The 14,741-nt window shown below is 67.1% G+C and carries 15 protein-coding genes; 11 read left to right on the top strand and 4 right to left on the bottom strand.

All coding sequences use genetic code 11. The annotated features are described in order from the left end of the window. The first annotated feature begins 40 nt into the window (after positions 1 to 40). Genes AC1DXX_RS05765 through AC1DXX_RS05730 form a run of 8 tightly spaced genes read left to right on the top strand, consistent with a single transcriptional unit; the run spans position 41 to position 7,905 of the window. A complete protein-coding gene (locus AC1DXX_RS05765; RefSeq protein ID WP_478133209.1) occupies positions 41 to 1,159 on the top strand; it encodes a BMP family ABC transporter substrate-binding protein in 1,119 nt (372 codons plus the stop codon). 15 nt (positions 1,160 to 1,174) lie between these two features. Further along, complete coding sequence (locus tag AC1DXX_RS05760) at positions 1,175 to 2,236, top strand: ABC transporter permease (protein WP_478133208.1); 1,062 nt, start codon at positions 1,175 to 1,177, stop codon at positions 2,234 to 2,236. After that, on the top strand, positions 2,233 to 3,156 hold the full coding sequence (locus AC1DXX_RS05755; RefSeq protein WP_478133207.1) for an ABC transporter permease: 924 nt from the start codon (positions 2,233 to 2,235) through the stop codon (positions 3,154 to 3,156). The genes AC1DXX_RS05760 and AC1DXX_RS05755 overlap by 4 nt, the downstream gene beginning before the upstream one ends. 5 nt (positions 3,157 to 3,161) lie before the next feature. After that, positions 3,162 to 4,154, top strand: a complete 993-nt coding sequence (locus AC1DXX_RS05750; protein ID WP_478133206.1) for a formamidase — start codon at positions 3,162 to 3,164, stop codon at positions 4,152 to 4,154. Next, positions 4,151 to 4,870: a biuret amidohydrolase gene (biuH, locus tag AC1DXX_RS05745; RefSeq protein ID WP_478133205.1), complete on the top strand. Its 720-nt coding sequence runs from the start codon at positions 4,151 to 4,153 to the stop codon at positions 4,868 to 4,870. Before AC1DXX_RS05750 ends, biuH begins: the two co-directional genes overlap by 4 nt. 7 nt (positions 4,871 to 4,877) lie before the next feature. Continuing rightward, complete coding sequence (locus AC1DXX_RS05740; RefSeq protein ID WP_478133204.1) at positions 4,878 to 6,473, top strand: ABC transporter ATP-binding protein; 1,596 nt, start codon at positions 4,878 to 4,880, stop codon at positions 6,471 to 6,473. Continuing rightward, on the top strand, positions 6,464 to 7,132 hold the full coding sequence (locus AC1DXX_RS05735) for a cysteine hydrolase family protein (RefSeq protein ID WP_478133203.1): 669 nt from the start codon (positions 6,464 to 6,466) through the stop codon (positions 7,130 to 7,132). The genes AC1DXX_RS05740 and AC1DXX_RS05735 overlap by 10 nt, the downstream gene beginning before the upstream one ends. Beyond that, positions 7,129 to 7,905 (top strand): GntR family transcriptional regulator, encoded by a 777-nt coding sequence (locus tag AC1DXX_RS05730; RefSeq protein ID WP_478133202.1) that lies wholly within the window; start codon positions 7,129 to 7,131, stop codon positions 7,903 to 7,905. Before AC1DXX_RS05735 ends, AC1DXX_RS05730 begins: the two co-directional genes overlap by 4 nt. Positions 7,906 to 7,908: 3 nt before the next feature. Here the strand turns inward: AC1DXX_RS05730 and AC1DXX_RS05725 are convergent, their stop codons facing one another. Next, on the bottom strand, positions 7,909 to 8,712 hold the full coding sequence (locus AC1DXX_RS05725) for an exodeoxyribonuclease III (protein WP_478133201.1): 804 nt from the start codon (positions 8,710 to 8,712) through the stop codon (positions 7,909 to 7,911). 12 nt (positions 8,713 to 8,724) lie between these two features. Here AC1DXX_RS05725 and pyrE point away from each other — a divergent pair, with 12 nt between their 5' ends. Both pyrE and AC1DXX_RS05715 read left to right on the top strand, forming a co-directional pair. Next, positions 8,725 to 9,408, top strand: a complete 684-nt coding sequence (gene pyrE, locus AC1DXX_RS05720; RefSeq protein WP_478133200.1) for an orotate phosphoribosyltransferase — start codon at positions 8,725 to 8,727, stop codon at positions 9,406 to 9,408. An 11-nt stretch (positions 9,409 to 9,419) separates the two neighbouring features. Further along, positions 9,420 to 10,118, top strand: coding sequence for a DUF4124 domain-containing protein (locus AC1DXX_RS05715; protein ID WP_478133199.1), 699 nt, complete (start codon positions 9,420 to 9,422; stop codon positions 10,116 to 10,118). A 37-nt stretch (positions 10,119 to 10,155) separates the two neighbouring features. Here AC1DXX_RS05715 and gatB read toward each other — a convergent pair whose 3' ends face one another. Genes gatB through gatC form a run of 3 tightly spaced genes read right to left on the bottom strand, consistent with a single transcriptional unit; the run spans position 10,156 to position 13,434 of the window. Further along, a complete protein-coding gene (gene gatB / locus AC1DXX_RS05710) occupies positions 10,156 to 11,646 on the bottom strand; it encodes an Asp-tRNA(Asn)/Glu-tRNA(Gln) amidotransferase subunit GatB (protein WP_478133198.1) in 1,491 nt (496 codons plus the stop codon). Between the two features lies 1 nt (position 11,647). Beyond that, on the bottom strand, positions 11,648 to 13,135 hold the full coding sequence (gatA, locus tag AC1DXX_RS05705) for an Asp-tRNA(Asn)/Glu-tRNA(Gln) amidotransferase subunit GatA (protein WP_478133197.1): 1,488 nt from the start codon (positions 13,133 to 13,135) through the stop codon (positions 11,648 to 11,650). Continuing rightward, complete coding sequence (gene gatC, locus AC1DXX_RS05700) at positions 13,135 to 13,434, bottom strand: Asp-tRNA(Asn)/Glu-tRNA(Gln) amidotransferase subunit GatC (protein WP_478133196.1); 300 nt, start codon at positions 13,432 to 13,434, stop codon at positions 13,135 to 13,137. The genes gatA and gatC overlap by 1 nt, the downstream gene beginning before the upstream one ends. 213 nt (positions 13,435 to 13,647) lie before the next feature. Between gatC and AC1DXX_RS05695 the strand changes: the two genes are divergently transcribed. Further along, a complete protein-coding gene (locus tag AC1DXX_RS05695; protein WP_007833435.1) occupies positions 13,648 to 14,691 on the top strand; it encodes a rod shape-determining protein in 1,044 nt (347 codons plus the stop codon). Positions 14,692 to 14,741: the final 50 nt, after the last annotated feature.

Raw genomic sequence — 14,741 nt, 5'->3', positions numbered from 1 at the left:
CACATTTTTTGCACTTCCTTCAACCTCTGGAAAGAACGCCATGACAAGCCAAATCAATCGTCGTGATTCCCTCAAGTCCCTGGCTGCGCTCGGCGCCGCCGGCACGCTCGGAGGCTGGAGCGCCCTCGCCAGCGCGCAGGCCAAGCCGCTGACCGTCGGCGTGATCTACGTCGGCGCGCGCGACGACTACGGCTACAACCAGGCACACGCCATGGCAGCGGCCGAGATCAAGAAGCTGCCCGGCATCAAGGTGGTGGAAGAGGAGAACGTGCCCGAGACCGCGGCCGTGCAGAAGACCATGGCCGGCATGATCTCGCAGGACGGCGCCAGGCTGCTGTTCCCCACCTCGTTCGGCTACTTCGACCCGCACATCCTCGCGGTCGCGCCCAAGAACCCCGACGTGCGCTTCTCGCACTGCGGCGGCCTCTGGACCGAAGGCAAGCATCCGAAGAACGCCGGCAGCTTCTTCGGCTACATCGACGAATGCCAGTTCCTGAACGGCGTGATCGCTGCGCACATGACGAAGAGCAACAAGATCGCCTTCGTTGCCGCCAAGCCGATTCCGCAGGTGCTGCGCAACATCAACGCCTTCACGCTCGGTGCGCGCTCGGTCAAGCCCGGCATCACCTGCAGCGTGATCTTCACCGGCGACTGGTCGATGGCCGTGAAGGAGGCCGAGGCCACCAACAGCCTCGCGGACCAGGGCTGCGACGTGTTCACCATGCACGTCGACGGCCCCAAGGTGGTGGTCGAGACGGCTGCCAAGCGCGGCAAGATGGTCTGCGGCTATCACGCGAGCCAGGCCAAGCTGGCGCCCAACGCGTACCTCACCGGCGCCGAGTGGAACTGGCTCACCGCCTACAAGACCGCCATCGAGGCCGCCCAAGCCGGCAAGCCGCATCCCAACTTCCTGCGCGGCGGCCTGAAGGAAGGCTACGTGAAGATGTCCGCCTACGGACCCATGGTGCCGGACGCCGCGAAGAAGCAGGCCGACGACATCAAGGCGAAGATGATCGCGGGCACCTTCGACATCTTCAAGGACGGCATCAAGGACAACAAGGGCGCGGTCGTGGTGCCGGCCGGCAAGGTGCTGAAGCAGACGGACCTCGAACTCGAGAAGATGAACTACCTCGTCGAAGGCGTTCTGGGTTCGGCCTGATCCCGCGGCATCCCCATGCGCCACGCGCTCAAGGAATTCGCCCTGCCGGTGTTCGCCATCGCGGCGGCACTGCTGCTGTTCGGCGTGCTGGTGGCCTTTGCCGGTGTCGATCCGGTGGAGGTCTGGGCCACGCTGTTCAAGGGCGCGTTCGGCGACTGGTTCTCGTGGCAGAACACCTTGCAGCGCGCTGCGCCGCTGATGCTCACCGCACTGTGCGTGGCGCTGCCGGCGCGTGCGGGGCTGATCGTCATCGGCGGCGAGGGCGCCCTGGTGCTGGGCGGGCTGGCTTGCGCGGCGTTCGCGCACGCGGTCCCGCTGCCCGGCAATGTCGTGGGCACGGTGGTGGTCTGCATGGCCGGCGCGCTGGCCGGCGCAGTGTGGATCGCCTTCGCGGGGTATCTGCGCCAGTACCGCGGCATCAACGAGACCATCAGCAGCCTGCTCCTGGCCTACATCGCCATCGGCATCTTCAAACACCTGGTCGAAGGGCCGCTGCGCGATCCGGCGAGCCTCAACAAGCCATCGACCCACGCGCTGAACGACGGACTGCTGATCGGTGGCATCGGCGGCTCGGACGTGCACTGGGGCTTGGCGATCGGCGTCGTGGCCTGCCTCGGGCTCGGATGGTGGCTGCGCGCGACGGCCTCGGGCTTTTCGGTGCGCGTGGTCGGCGGCAATCCGCGCACTGCGCAGCTCGTGGGCCTGCCGGCCACGCGGCTCATCCTCGGGGCCTGCGGTCTGGGCGGCGCCTGCGCGGGGCTTGCGGGTGCGGTCGAAGTCGCGGCGGTGCACACCAATGCCAATGCCTCGCTGATCGCGGGCTACGGCTACGCGGGCATCCTCGTGTCCTTCATCGCGCGGCACAACCCGGTGGCCATCGTGCCGGTGGCGATCCTGTTCGGCGGCTTCGGCGCGGCCGGCAGCCTGCTGCAGCGGCGGCTCGGGCTGCCCGATGCGTCGGTGCTGGTGTTGCAGGGCATTGCCTTCGTGCTGATCCTTGCGAGCGAGGGCCTGCGCATGGTCGACTGGAAGGCGCTGCGTGCGCGCATGTTCCGCGCATCGGGGAATCCGGCATGACCGTCGACCAGTGGATCGCGCTCGTGGCCGGCATCGTCGGCGGTGCGCTGCGTGTGGGCGCCCCCTTTCTGTTCGTGAGCCTGGGCGAGTGCCTCACGGAGAAGTCGGGCCGCATCAACCTCGGGCTCGAAGGCGTGCTGGTGCTCTCGGCCATGGCGGCCTTCGGCGGTGCCTACCTCACCGATTCGGCCTGGCTCGGCGTGCTGATCGGCGCGGTGGCGGGAGCGGTGCTCGCGCTGCTGCACGGTCTCTTGTGCTCGCTCGACCGTGTCAATGACGTGGCGACCGGCATCGCCTTGATGCTGCTCGGCACCGGGCTTGCGTTCTACCTGGGCAAGCCGCTGATCCAGCCGCAGGCGCCGCAGATTCCCGCGATTCCGCTCGGTTTCTGGAGCGACAACCCCGTGGTGCGTTCTGCCTTGCAGCTCAACGCGCTGGTGCCGGTGGGCGTGGCGCTGGCCGTGCTGCTCTGGTGGGGCTTTGCGCGCACGCGCGCCGGCCTGCTGGTGCGCATGGCGGGCGATTCGGCGCAGGCGACGCGTGCGCTCGGCTATTCGGTCGCGGGGCTGCGCATTGCGGCGACGACGGCCGGCGGTTTCATTGCCGGGCTCGGTGGTGCATCGCTCACGCTGTTCTATCCCGGCAGCTGGAATGAAGGCATCTCCAGCGGGCAGGGCCTGATCGCCGTCGCGCTCGTGATCTTCGCGCGCTGGAGCCCGCTGCGCTGCGTGGGTGCGGCGCTGCTTTTCGGTGGTGCCGGCGCCATCGGGCCGGCGCTGCAATCCATCGGCATCGGCTGGGGCTATCACCTGTTCAACACCGTGCCTTACGTGCTCACGCTGGTGATCCTGGTGCTCACCTGCAAGCCGGGCAGTGCGGCTGTCGGCAGCCCCGGCGAACTTTCATCGACAAGGAGCTGAACGTCATGAGCGGTCTGGGCGGCCTCAACAAATCGGCGCACGGCGTCGTCGTCGGCCTGGTGCAGCTGCAACTACCGAACGTGAAGACGCAGGCCGACCTGGCCGCGCAGACGCAGCGCATCTGCGACATGGTGGGCAAGGCGCGCCGCAACCAGTCGACCATGGACCTCGTGGTGTTCCCCGAGTACGCGCTGCACGGCCTCTCGATGGACACCAGCCCCGAGATCATGTGCACGCTCGACGGCCCCGAGGTGGCGGCCTTCAGGCGCGCCTGCGTCGAGCACCGCATCTGGGGCTGCTTCTCGATCATGGAAGCCAACCCCGGCGGCAATCCGTACAACAGCGGGCTCATCATCGACGACCAGGGCGCCATCAAGCTCTACTACCGCAAGCTGCACCCGTGGGTGCCGGTCGAGCCCTGGGAGCCCGGCAATCTCGGCATTCCCGTGTGCGACGGGCCCAACGGCAGCAAGCTCTCGCTCATCATCTGCCATGACGGCATGTTCCCCGAGATGGCGCGCGAGGCCGCGTACAAGGGCGCCGACATCATCCTGCGCACGGCGGGCTACACCGCGCCGATCCGCCATGCGTGGCGCATCACCAACCAGGCCAACGCCTTCTGCAACCTCGCCTACACCGCGAGCGTGTGCCTGTGCGGCAGCGACGGGAGCTTCGATTCGATGGGCGAGGGCATGTTCTGCAATTTCGACGGCACGGTGCTGGTCGAGGGCGGCGGCCGCGTCGACGAGATCGTCACCGCCGAGCTGCGGCCCGACCTCGTGCGCGAGGCGCGCACCGGCTGGGGCGTGGAGAACAACATCTACCAGCTCTACCACCGCGGCTACGTCGCGGTGAAGGGCGGCGCGCAGGACTGTCCCTACACCTACATGCACGACATGGCCGCCGGCACCTACAGGCTGCCGTGGAGCGCCGAGGTGAAGGTGACCGACGGCACGAGCTGCGGCTTCGCGCCGCCGGAACGCAACTACCAAGGATGAGCACAGCCATGACCACGACCATCGCTTCCGAACGCCACGTGGCTGCCGAGCCTTATGCCTGGCCCTATAACGGAGACCTGCGCCCCGGCAACACCGCGCTGATCGTGATCGACATGCAGACCGATTTCTGCGGCAAGGGCGGCTATGTCGATGTGATGGGCTACGACCTTTCTCTGGTGCAGGCGCCCATCCAGCCCATTGCGCGCACGCTCGCCGTGCTGCGGCCGCTGGGCTTTCACATCATCCACACGCGCGAAGGCCACCGGCCCGATCTCGCGGACCTTCCGGCCAACAAGCGCTGGCGCTCGCGCCAGATCGGCGCCAACGGCGTAGGCATCGGCGACGACGGCCCGTGCGGCCGCATCCTCGTGCGCGGCCAGCCGGGCTGGGACATCATTCCCGAGCTTGCGCCGCTGCCCGGCGAGGTGGTGATCGACAAGCCCGGCAAGGGCTCGTTCTACGCCACCGACCTCGAGCTGATCCTGCGCACGCGTGGCATCGAGAACCTGATCCTCGCGGGCATCACCACCGACGTGTGCGTGCACACCACGATGCGCGACGCCAACGACCGCGGCTTCGAGTGCCTGCTGCTCTCTGACTGCACGGCCGCCACCGACCATGGAAACCATCTCGCGGCGTTGAAGATGATCACGATGCAGGGTGGCGTGTTCGGCGCGCACACCACGTCGCAGGCACTGCTGGCCACGCTGGCCTGACGCACCCATGAGTGCCACTCCCCACGCCATCGGCGCGTTACCAGCCGGCAGCGGCGCGCTCGCGCTCGACACCTACGAGCTGACCAAGCGCTTCGGCAACTTCACCGCGATGGACCGCGTGACGATGCGCGTCGAACCCGGCACGGTGCATGCGCTGCTCGGCGAGAACGGCGCGGGCAAGAGCACGCTGGTGAAATGCGTGGCCGGCTTCCAGCGCGCGGAGGAGGGCAGCATCCTGATCGACGGGCGCGAGCAGGACATCGCGAACCCCATCGTGGCGCGCGCGCTGGGCATCGGCATGGTCTACCAGCACTTCACGCTGGCGCCGGGCATGACGGTGGCCGAGAACCTGTTGCTCGCGGGCGGCAAGACGCCCGCGTTGATCGACTGGAAGACGAAGCGCGCGGAGCTGACGGACTTTCTCGCGACCACGCCCTTCAGCCTCGATCTCGATGTGCGGCCTTCGGAACTCGCAGCGGGCGAAAAGCAGAAGCTCGAACTGCTCAAGCAGCTTTACCTGAAGCCGCGCCTGCTGATCCTCGACGAGCCGACTTCGGTGCTCACGCCGCAGGAGGCCGACGAGGTGCTGGGCCATGTGCGCGAGTTCGCCAGAAGCGGCCTGTGCACTGTGCTCATCATCACGCACAAGTTCAGAGAGGTGATGGCGTATGCCGACAGCGTGACGGTACTGCGGCGCGGCAAGGCGGTGCATCACTGCCGCGTGGCGGACACGAGCCCGGCGCAGCTGGCGCAGGCCATGATGGGGGGCGAGGGCGCGGTGTCTTCGCCGTCGGCACCTTCCCCTGCCACAAGAAAGATCCTGACCGATGGAGCTCCTGTCGCACTGAAGGTCGAAGGCCTCGAGGCGCAGGGCGATCGCGGCACGCTCGCGCTGCACGGCCTGAGCCTGTCCGTGCGCGCGGGCGAGATCCTTGGCGTGGCGGGCGTCTCCGGCAACGGCCAGCGCGAACTGGTCGAGGCCCTGGTCGGGCAGCGACCGCGACTGGCCGGCCGCGTGACCGTCATGGGGCAGCCCTACAACGCACGCCGCGCCGAGAACCGCAGTCTCAAGGTGCGCAGCCTTCCCGAGGAGCCGCTGCGCAACGCCTGCGTCGGTGACCTCAGCGTGGCGGAGAACATGGCGCTGCGCGATTTCGACAGGCCGCCTTTGTCGCGAGGCGGTGTCCTCAACTTTCCGTTCTGGCGCAACCGGGCACGCGAGTGGATCGCCGAGTACGGCGTCAAGACGCAGGGCGAGGGCGCGCCGATCCGAAGTCTTTCGGGTGGCAATGTGCAGCGCGCGGTGCTGGCGCGCGAACTGGCTGGCGATATCAATGTGCTGATCGCGGCCAATCCCGTGTTCGGTCTCGACTTCGCCGCCGTTGCCGAGATTCACGCACGCATCGTGCAAGTGAGAGAGAAGGGCGGGGCGGTGCTGCTGATCAGCGAAGACCTCGACGAACTGCTGGAGTTGGCGGATCGCATCGTCGTGATGAGCGAAGGGCGGATCGTGTTCGAGACTTCGGCCGAAGGGGCCGAGCGGCATGTGATCGGCGCGCACATGGGCGGTGGACATCACGAGCCGGAGCGAGCATGCGCATAGAGGCAAACCCCTTCGCCTACGAATTCGAGCTGAAGCGCACGGCGCTGGTTCTCATCGACATGCAGCGCGACTTCATCGAGCCCGGCGGCTTCGGCGAAACACTGGGCAACAACGTGTCGCTGCTGGAGGCCATCGTCCCGGCCACGAAGACGGCGCTGCGGGCATGGCGAAACGCAGGAGGGCTCGTGGTCCACACGAGAGAAGCGCACAGCCCCGACCTCTCCGACTGCCCACCCGCCAAACGCAACCGTGGCAACCCGACCTTGCGCATCGGGGACGAAGGCCCGATGGGCCGCATCCTCGTCGCCGGTGAACCCGGGAACCAGATCATCGAAGCGCTCGCACCGGTCGAAGGCGAAGTCGTCATCGACAAACCAGGCAAAGGCATGTTCTACGCCACCGGCCTGCATGAACTGCTGCAACAGCGCGGCATCACCCACCTGCTGTTCGGCGGCGTCACCACCGAAGTCTGCGTGCAGACCAGCATGCGCGAAGCCAACGACCGCGGCTACGACAGCCTGCTGCTCGAAGACTGCACCGAGAGCTACTTTCCGGCCTTCAAGGCGGCAACGCTGGCCATGGTTCGCGCCCAGGGCGGCATCGTCGGCTGGACCGCGCCGAGCGCGGCGCTGCTTGCGGCCCTGAACAGCACGGCATGAAGCCGCTGGCAGCGACTACCATCTCACACGTGTCTACCGTCCGACCTCGCCCTGCTTCCCCCACACCCGCTGCCGATACGGCCGTTTTTCGTACACGGGCCGACGAGGTCTACGCGCAGCTCAAGCGCGACGTGGCCGACTTCATCCTCGTGCCCGGCGACCGCTTCACCGAAAACGAGATCAGCGACCGGCTCGGCGTGTCGCGCACGCCCGTGCGGCAGGCGCTCTTCCGCTTGCAGCAGGAGGGGTTCGTTGAAGTGCTGTTCCGCAGCGGCTGGCGCGTGCTGCCCTTCGACTTCGACCAGTTCGAGCAGCTCTACGACCTGCGCATGGTGCTCGAAACCACCGCCGTGCACCGCATCTGCGAAGCCGACCATCGCGTCGACCGCAGCCTGCTCGACACGCTGGCCGGCATCTGGCTCGTGCCGGTGGCCGAGCGCAGCACCGATACGGCCCAGGTCGCCCAGTGGGACGAGGCCTTTCACTGCGCGCTGGTGGCGGCTGCCGGCAATGCCGAGATGGCGCGCGTGCACAGCGACGTGACCGACCGCATCCGCATCATCCGCCGGCTCGACTTCACGCAGCAGCCGCGCATCGAGGCCACCTACGAGGAGCATGGAAAAATCCTCAAGGCCATCCGCGCGAACCGGGGGGACCAGGCCGCGATGCTGCTGCGGGCGCACATCGAAACCAGCCAGGCGGAGGTGCGCAAGATCACGTTGCATCAGGTGCATCTGGCGCGGCACGCCGGAAAGGTCTCGGCGCCGCGTTGAGCTCTACAGCGTGAAGTCGTACTCGACCGTGATCGGTGCGTGGTCGCTGAACTTGACGGTCTTGTAGATCGCCTCGGTGCGCGCCAGCGCACCCGTGGCCGGCGTGGCCAGGTGGTAGTCGAGCCGCCATCCCACGTTGTTCGCGTAGGCCTGGCCGCGGTTGCTCCACCAGGTGTAGGCCTCGGCGGTGGTGTCGGGCTTGAGCATGCGGTAGACGTCCACCAGGCCCGCGCCGTCGGTGCCGGCGTCGAGCAGCTTCGTCATCCAGGCGCGCTCCTCGGGCAGGAAGCCGCTGTTCTTCTGGTTGCCGCGCCAGTTCTTGAGGTCGATTTCCTTGTGGGCGATATTGATGTCGCCGCAAAGAATGAATTCGCGTTCCTTCTTGAGCGCGATCAGGTGCGGGAAGAAGCCCTTGAGGAAGCGGAACTTGGCCTGCTGCCGCTCTTCGCCCGAGCTGCCGCTCGGGAAGTAGCAGCTGATGACCGAGAATTTGGCCCTGGGCGTGTCGAAGCGCAGCTCGAGGTAGCGGCCTTCGGCGTCGAATTCGGGGTCACCCCAGCCCACGACCACATCGCTCGGAATGTGTCTTGTGTAAACAGCCGTACCCGCATAGCCCTTTTTCTCGGCAAAATGGAAGTGCCCCTTGAGCCCGGCCATTTCCTCGAAGCGGCCTTCGATGTCGCTCGCCTGAACTCGGATCTCCTGCATGCAAATACAATCCGGCGCCAATTCGGCAACCCAGTCGGCAACGCCCTTGGTGGCGGCCGAACGCAGGCCATTGAGATTGAGACTGGTCAGTTTGAACACAAGGAATTTCCAATGGCTGTAAATGGTGAGAAAAGCAGTGCGGTGGCGCAGGACTTCGTCCAGTTCGCGCTCGACGCAGGCGTGCTTCGCTTCGGCGAGTTCAAGACCAAGGCCGGGCGGATGAGTCCTTATTTCTTCAATTCGGGGCTCTTCGACGACGGCGCCAAGATCGCGCGGCTCGCGGGATTCTATGCAGACCGGCTGATCGAGAGCGGCCTCGAATTCGACATGATCTTCGGCCCCGCCTACAAGGGCATCCCGCTGGGCGCCACGGTGGCCGCCGAGCTGGCCCGGCGCGGCCGCAACTACCCCTTTGCCTATAACCGCAAGGAAGCCAAGGCGCACGGCGAGGGCGGCAACCTGGTGGGCGCGCCGCTCAAGGGCCGCGTGCTGATCGTCGACGACGTGATGTCCGCCGGCACCGCGGTGCGCGAATCGATCGCCGCGATCCAGGCGGCAGGTGCCACGCCGCACGCCGCGGCCATCGCGCTCGACCGGCAGGAAAAAGCCACCGAGAACGGCGTCGACGTGGACCACAGCGCCGTGCAGTACGTGCGCAACCAGCTGGGCCTGGCGGTGATCGCCATCGCCACGCTCGACGACCTGCTGAGCTACCTCTCGGGCAATGCGGCGGCCGACTTGGGCGCGCACCGGGAGCGCGTGCTGGCCTACCGCACGCGCTACGGCGCCAGCTGAGGCACACACCGATGAGCACGCGCGATCACGGCAAGCCTGCCCGCCTGTTGGCGGCGGCATCGGTTTTTCTGGTGGCCATGTCTTTCTCCGGCGCGGTGCAGGCGCAGGCGACGAAGCCGGACCCCAACGCCGGCGGCATCTACACCTGCACCGACGCGCGTGGCCGCACGCTCACGGCGGACCGGCCGATTGCCGATTGCAGCGACCGCGAGCAGCGCGAACTGAGTCCGAACGGCCTCACCCGCCGCAAGATCGAGCCCACTTATTCGGCGCGCGAAATGGCCGAGCGCGAAGACCGCGCCCGCGACGCCGCCGTGCAGGCGGCCCGCCTGACCGACGAGCGCCGGCGCGAGCGTGCGCTGCTGGTGCGCTACCCCAATGCCGCCTCGCACGACCGCGAGCGCAACGAGGCGTTGGTGCAGGTCGACGCGGTGATCCAGGCGGCGAAGAAGCGCGTTGCCGAATTGGGCGAAGACCGCAAGAAGATCGACGAGGAGCTCGAGTTCTACAAGAAGGACACGAGCAAGGCGCCGGGTGCGTTGCGCCGCAAGCTCGATGACAACACGCAGAGCATGGCGGTGCAGACCCGCTTCATCGCCGAGCAGGAAGAAGAGAAGAAGCGTGTGAATGCGCGCTTCGACGAGGAGCATGCGCGCCTCAAGAAGCTCTGGGGCCCGTCGTCCCCCCCGAGCGCGAACGCGCAACGCTGAATGAACCCGCCGGGGCCGCGAGGGCCCCGGGGTTCGATCAACCCAGCTTGGCCTTGAGCAGCTCAGTGACCTGCGCAGGGTTGGCCTTGCCGCCGCTGGCCTTCATCACCTGACCGACGAGGCCGTTCAGCGCTTTTTCCTTGCCGGCGCGGTATTCGTCGACGTTTTTCTGGTTCCTGGCGATGACCTCGTCGAGGATCGCATCGAGCGCGCCGGTGTCGTTCATCGGCTTCAGGTCCTTGGCTTCGATGATTGCGTCCACGTCGCTGCCTTCGCCGGTCCAGAGCGCTTCGAACACCTGGCGCGCTGCATTGTTGGGCAGCGTGCCGTCGGCGATGCGCTTGACCAACTGGCCGAGCTGCAGGGCGCCGACCGGTGCGGCCTCGATGCCGATCTCCTGCGCATTGAGGCGGCGCGCCATCTCGCCGGTGATCCAGTTGCTCGCGAGCTTCGGCGTGGCGCCGGCCTTCACCGCGTCGTCGAAGTAGCGCGCCAGCGCCGGGCTCTGCGTGAGCTGCGCCGCGTCGTATTCCGACAGGCCGTGGTCGCCCACATAGCGCTCGGCCATCGCGCGCGGCAGTTCGGGCATCGTGGCCTTCACGCGCTCGATCCAGTCGGCCGCGATGGTCAGCGGCGGCAGGTCCGGGTCGGGGAAGTAGCGATAGTCGGCCGAGTCTTCCTTGGCGCGCATCGCGCGCGTCTCGCCGGTGTCGGGGTTGAACAGCACGGTGGCCTGCTCGATCTTGCGGCCGTCCTCGATCTCCTCGATCTGCCAGCGGATCTCGTAGTCGATCGCCTGCTGCATGAACTTGAAGCTGTTCAGGTTCTTGATCTCGCGGCGTGTGCCGAGCTTGTCGCCGGGCTTGCGCACCGACACGTTGGCGTCGCAGCGGAAGCTGCCTTCCTGCATGTTGCCGTCGCAGATGCCGATCCAGGTGACGATCTTGTGCAACTCCTTCGCATAGGCCACGGCCTCGGCGGTGGAGCGCATGTCGGGCTCGGTCACGATCTCGAGCAGCGGCGTGCCGGCGCGGTTCAGGTCGATGCCGCTCTGGCCGATGAAGTCCTCGTGCAGCGACTTGCCCGCGTCTTCCTCGAGGTGGGCGCGCACGAGGCGCACGGTCTTCTTCTCTTCGCCGAGGAAGAACGACACCGAGCCGCCCTGCACGACCGGGATCTCGAACTGGCTGATCTGGTAGCCCTTGGGCAGGTCGGGATAGAAGTAGTTCTTGCGCGCGAACACGCTGCGCGGCGCGATGTGCGAGCCGAGCGCAAGGCCGAGCTTGATGGCGCGTTCGACCGCGCCCTTGTTCATCACGGGCAGCGTGCCGGGCAGCGCGAGGTCCACGGCGCAGGCCTGCGTGTTGGGCTCGGCGCCGAAGGCCGTGGAGGCGCGGCTGAAGATCTTGCTCGCGGTCGACAGTTGCGCGTGCGTCTCGAAGCCGATGATGACTTCATAGCCGCGCACCAGCGGGCCGGTCGGGCGGCCTTGTTGCTGTGCTTCGAATGTGTTCACGGTTTCGCTCATCTCAAAAGCCCTCCGGCGTGCGCGTGTGCCAGTCGGTGGCTTGCTGGAAGCGGTGCGCTGCGTTCAGCAGCTTCGCTTCGCCGAAGTAGTTGCCGATCAACTGCAGGCCGACTGGCATGCCGCTGTCGAAGCCCGCGGGCACGCTCATGCCGGGGAGGCCGGCGAGCGATGCAGGCAGCGTGAAGATGTCGGCGAGGTAGTCGGCCACCGGGTCGTCGCCGTGCTCGCCGATCTTCCAGGCGGTGGTCGGCGCGGCGGGGCCGGCGATCACGTCGCATTGCTTCAACGCCTGCTGGAAGTCGTCGGCGATCATGCGGCGCACCTTCTGCGCCTGCAGGTAGTACGCGTCGTAGTAGCCGTGCGAGAGCACGTAGGTGCCGATCATGATGCGGCGCTTCACCTCGTCGCCGAAGCCTTCGGCGCGCGTGCGTTCGTACATGTCGGACAGGTCCTTGTACTGCTTCGCGCGGTGGCCGAACTTGACGCCGTCGAAGCGGCTCAGGTTGCTCGAGGCCTCGGCCGCGGCCAGGATGTAGTACACGGGAATCGACAGCTCGGTGCGCGGCAGCGAGACCTCGACGCGCTTCGCGCCGAGCTTCTCGTACTGCGCGAGCGCCGCGTCGATCGCGGCGCGCACGCCGGGCGCCACGCCTTCGCCGAAGAACTCCTTCGGAACGCCGATGCGCAGGCCTTCGAGCGAGTCGTTCAGCGAGCGGCCGAAGTTTTCGGCGGGCTTGTCGATCGAGGTCGAGTCGCGGTCCAGATCAGGGCCGCAGAAGGCTGACAGCAGCAGCGCGCAGTCTTCGGCCGAGCGGGCCATCGGGCCGGCCTGGTCGAGGCTCGATGCGAAGGCCACCATGCCGTAGCGCGAGGCGCGGCCGTAGGTCGGCTTGATGCCGGTCACACCGCAGAACGAGGCCGGCTGGCGGATCGAGCCGCCGGTGTCGGTGCCGGTGGCCGCGGGGGCGAGGCGCGCCGCCACGGCGGCCGCGCTGGCGCCCGAGGAGCCACCCGGGATGCGTTCGCGGTTCCACGGGTTCTGCACCGGCATGGCCTTGTCGTGGCCGACGGCGGGCACGGCGACGTTCTCGTTGGCCGAGCCCATCGCGAATTCGTCGCAGCTCAGCTTGCCGAGCGTGACCGCGCCGGCCTCGGCCAGCCGGCGCACCACGGTCGCGTCGAAGGGCGAGCGGTAGCCCGCGAGCATCTTCGAGCCGGCGGTGGTGGCGAAATCGGTGGTGACGAAGATGTCCTTGTGCGCGATCGGCACGCCGGCCAGCGCCGGGGCGTTGCCCGCAGCGATCTGCGCGTCGGCCGCGCGGGCCTGGGCCAGCGTAACTTCTTCATTCACGGCGACAAAGGTGCCGAGCGATTCGTGGGCCTTCATGCGGCCGAGGAAGGCCTGCGAGGCTTCGACGGCCGAGACCTTGCGGTCGGCCAATGCCTTGGCCAGGGCGACCACGCCCATCTGGTGCAGCTCGCCGCTCATCATTCGATCACCTTGGGCACGAGGAACAGGCCGGCTTCGACGGCCGGGGCGCTCTTCTGGTTGGCTTCGCGGTTGTCGGGTTCGCTCACGATGTCGTCGCGCAGCCGCAGCGTGATGTCTTCGATCGCGGCCACCGGGTGGGCCAGCGGCTCGATGCCGGCGGTGTCGACCGAACGCATGCGTTCGACCAGGTCAAAGAAGCCATTGATCTGGCTAAGCATGCGCTCGCTTTCGTTGGGAGCGAGCTGCAGCCTCGCCAGGGAGGCGATGCGTGCAATGTCTGAGGCGCTAAGGGACATGGGTCGAACCGGTCAAAAAACCGAAGGTAATCGCACGCCGAAGAGGGTGCTAACACGGGAATCAGAGGGGATTCGGGTATTATCCCGCCTTTGCCGCAACCCCCGCGAACGCGCCGGCTTTTGCGCCAAAAACGATCAATTCACCCCGTCAAACGACCCAAAAATAGAGCGACGACCTGCCGACGCGCAGGCCGTGCTCAGAGGATTCCGCACATGTTTGGAGCTTTCCGTCGGTACTTTTCCACCGACCTTGCGATCGACCTCGGCACCGCCAACACCCTGATATTTGCCCGCAACAAGGGCATCGTGCTGGACGAGCCTTCCGTCGTCGCCATCCGCCATGAAGGCGGCCCCCACGGCAAGAAGGTGATCCAGGCCGTCGGCCGCGAGGCCAAGGCCATGCTGGGCAAGGTGCCCGGCAACATCGAGGCGATCCGCCCGATGAAGGACGGCGTGATCGCCGACTTCGTGATCACCGAGCAGATGATCAAGCAGTTCATCAAGATGGTGCACCCGCGCACGCTGCTCACGCCGAGCCCGCGCATCATCATCTGCGTGCCCTGCGGCTCGACCCAGGTCGAGCGCCGCGCCATCAAGGACGCGGCCGAGGCGGCAGGCGCCACCTCCGTCTACCTGATCGAGGAACCCATGGCCGCGGCCATCGGCGCCGGCCTGCCCGTCAGCGAGGCTTCGGGCTCGATGGTGGTCGACATCGGCGGCGGCACCACCGAAGTGGGCGTCATCAGCCTGGGCGGCATGGTCTACAAGGGCTCGGTCCGCGTCGGCGGCGACCGCTTCGACGAAGCCATCATCAATTACATCCGCCGCAACTACGGCATGCTGATCGGCGAGCCGACGGCCGAAGTCATCAAGAAGAACATCGGCTCGGCCTTCCCGGGCTCCGAAGTCAAGGAAATGGAAGTCAAGGGCCGCAACCTTTCCGAAGGCGTGCCGCGCAGCTTCACCATCAGCAGCAACGAAGTGCTGGAAGCCCTGACCGACCCCCTCAACAACATCGTCTCGGCCGTGAAGAACGCGCTGGAGCAGACGCCGCCCGAGCTGGGCGCCGACATCGCCGAGCGCGGCATGATGCTGACCGGCGGCGGCGCGCTGTTGCGCGACCTCGATCGCCTGCTGGCCGAGGAAACCGGCCTGCCGGTGCTCGTGGCCGAAGACCCGCTGACCTGCGTGGTGCGCGGCTGTGGCATCGCGTTGGAACGCATGGACCGTCTGGGAAGCATCTTCACGAGCGAGTGAGGACGCGACCGCCCTCATCGGCCGGCCTCTGCTTGCGCAGGCCGGCCTTT

The organism is Variovorax sp. P4_B10 (assembly GCF_056402375.1).
This window is presented reverse-complemented; position numbering and strand designations above follow the sequence as displayed.

Excerpts from the sequence above, each read along its gene's own strand:
- AC1DXX_RS05765 (WP_478133209.1), top strand. The coding sequence starts at position 41 with ATGACAAGCCAAATCAATCGTCGTGATTCCCTCAAGTCCCTGGCTGCG.
- AC1DXX_RS05760 (WP_478133208.1), top strand. The coding sequence starts at position 1,175 with ATGCGCCACGCGCTCAAGGAATTCGCCCTGCCGGTGTTCGCCATCGCG.
- AC1DXX_RS05755 (WP_478133207.1), top strand. The coding sequence starts at position 2,233 with ATGACCGTCGACCAGTGGATCGCGCTCGTGGCCGGCATCGTCGGCGGT.
- AC1DXX_RS05750 (WP_478133206.1), top strand. The coding sequence starts at position 3,162 with ATGAGCGGTCTGGGCGGCCTCAACAAATCGGCGCACGGCGTCGTCGTC.
- biuH (WP_478133205.1), top strand. The coding sequence starts at position 4,151 with ATGAGCACAGCCATGACCACGACCATCGCTTCCGAACGCCACGTGGCT.
- AC1DXX_RS05740 (WP_478133204.1), top strand. The coding sequence starts at position 4,878 with ATGAGTGCCACTCCCCACGCCATCGGCGCGTTACCAGCCGGCAGCGGC.
- AC1DXX_RS05735 (WP_478133203.1), top strand. The coding sequence starts at position 6,464 with ATGCGCATAGAGGCAAACCCCTTCGCCTACGAATTCGAGCTGAAGCGC.
- AC1DXX_RS05730 (WP_478133202.1), top strand. The coding sequence starts at position 7,129 with ATGAAGCCGCTGGCAGCGACTACCATCTCACACGTGTCTACCGTCCGA.
- pyrE (WP_478133200.1), top strand. The coding sequence starts at position 8,725 with ATGGCTGTAAATGGTGAGAAAAGCAGTGCGGTGGCGCAGGACTTCGTC.
- AC1DXX_RS05715 (WP_478133199.1), top strand. The coding sequence starts at position 9,420 with ATGAGCACGCGCGATCACGGCAAGCCTGCCCGCCTGTTGGCGGCGGCA.
- gatB (WP_478133198.1), bottom strand. The coding sequence starts at position 11,646 with ATGAGCGAAACCGTGAACACATTCGAAGCACAGCAACAAGGCCGCCCG.
- gatA (WP_478133197.1), bottom strand. The coding sequence starts at position 13,135 with ATGAGCGGCGAGCTGCACCAGATGGGCGTGGTCGCCCTGGCCAAGGCA.
- gatC (WP_478133196.1), bottom strand. The coding sequence starts at position 13,434 with ATGTCCCTTAGCGCCTCAGACATTGCACGCATCGCCTCCCTGGCGAGG.
- AC1DXX_RS05695 (WP_007833435.1), top strand. The coding sequence starts at position 13,648 with ATGTTTGGAGCTTTCCGTCGGTACTTTTCCACCGACCTTGCGATCGAC.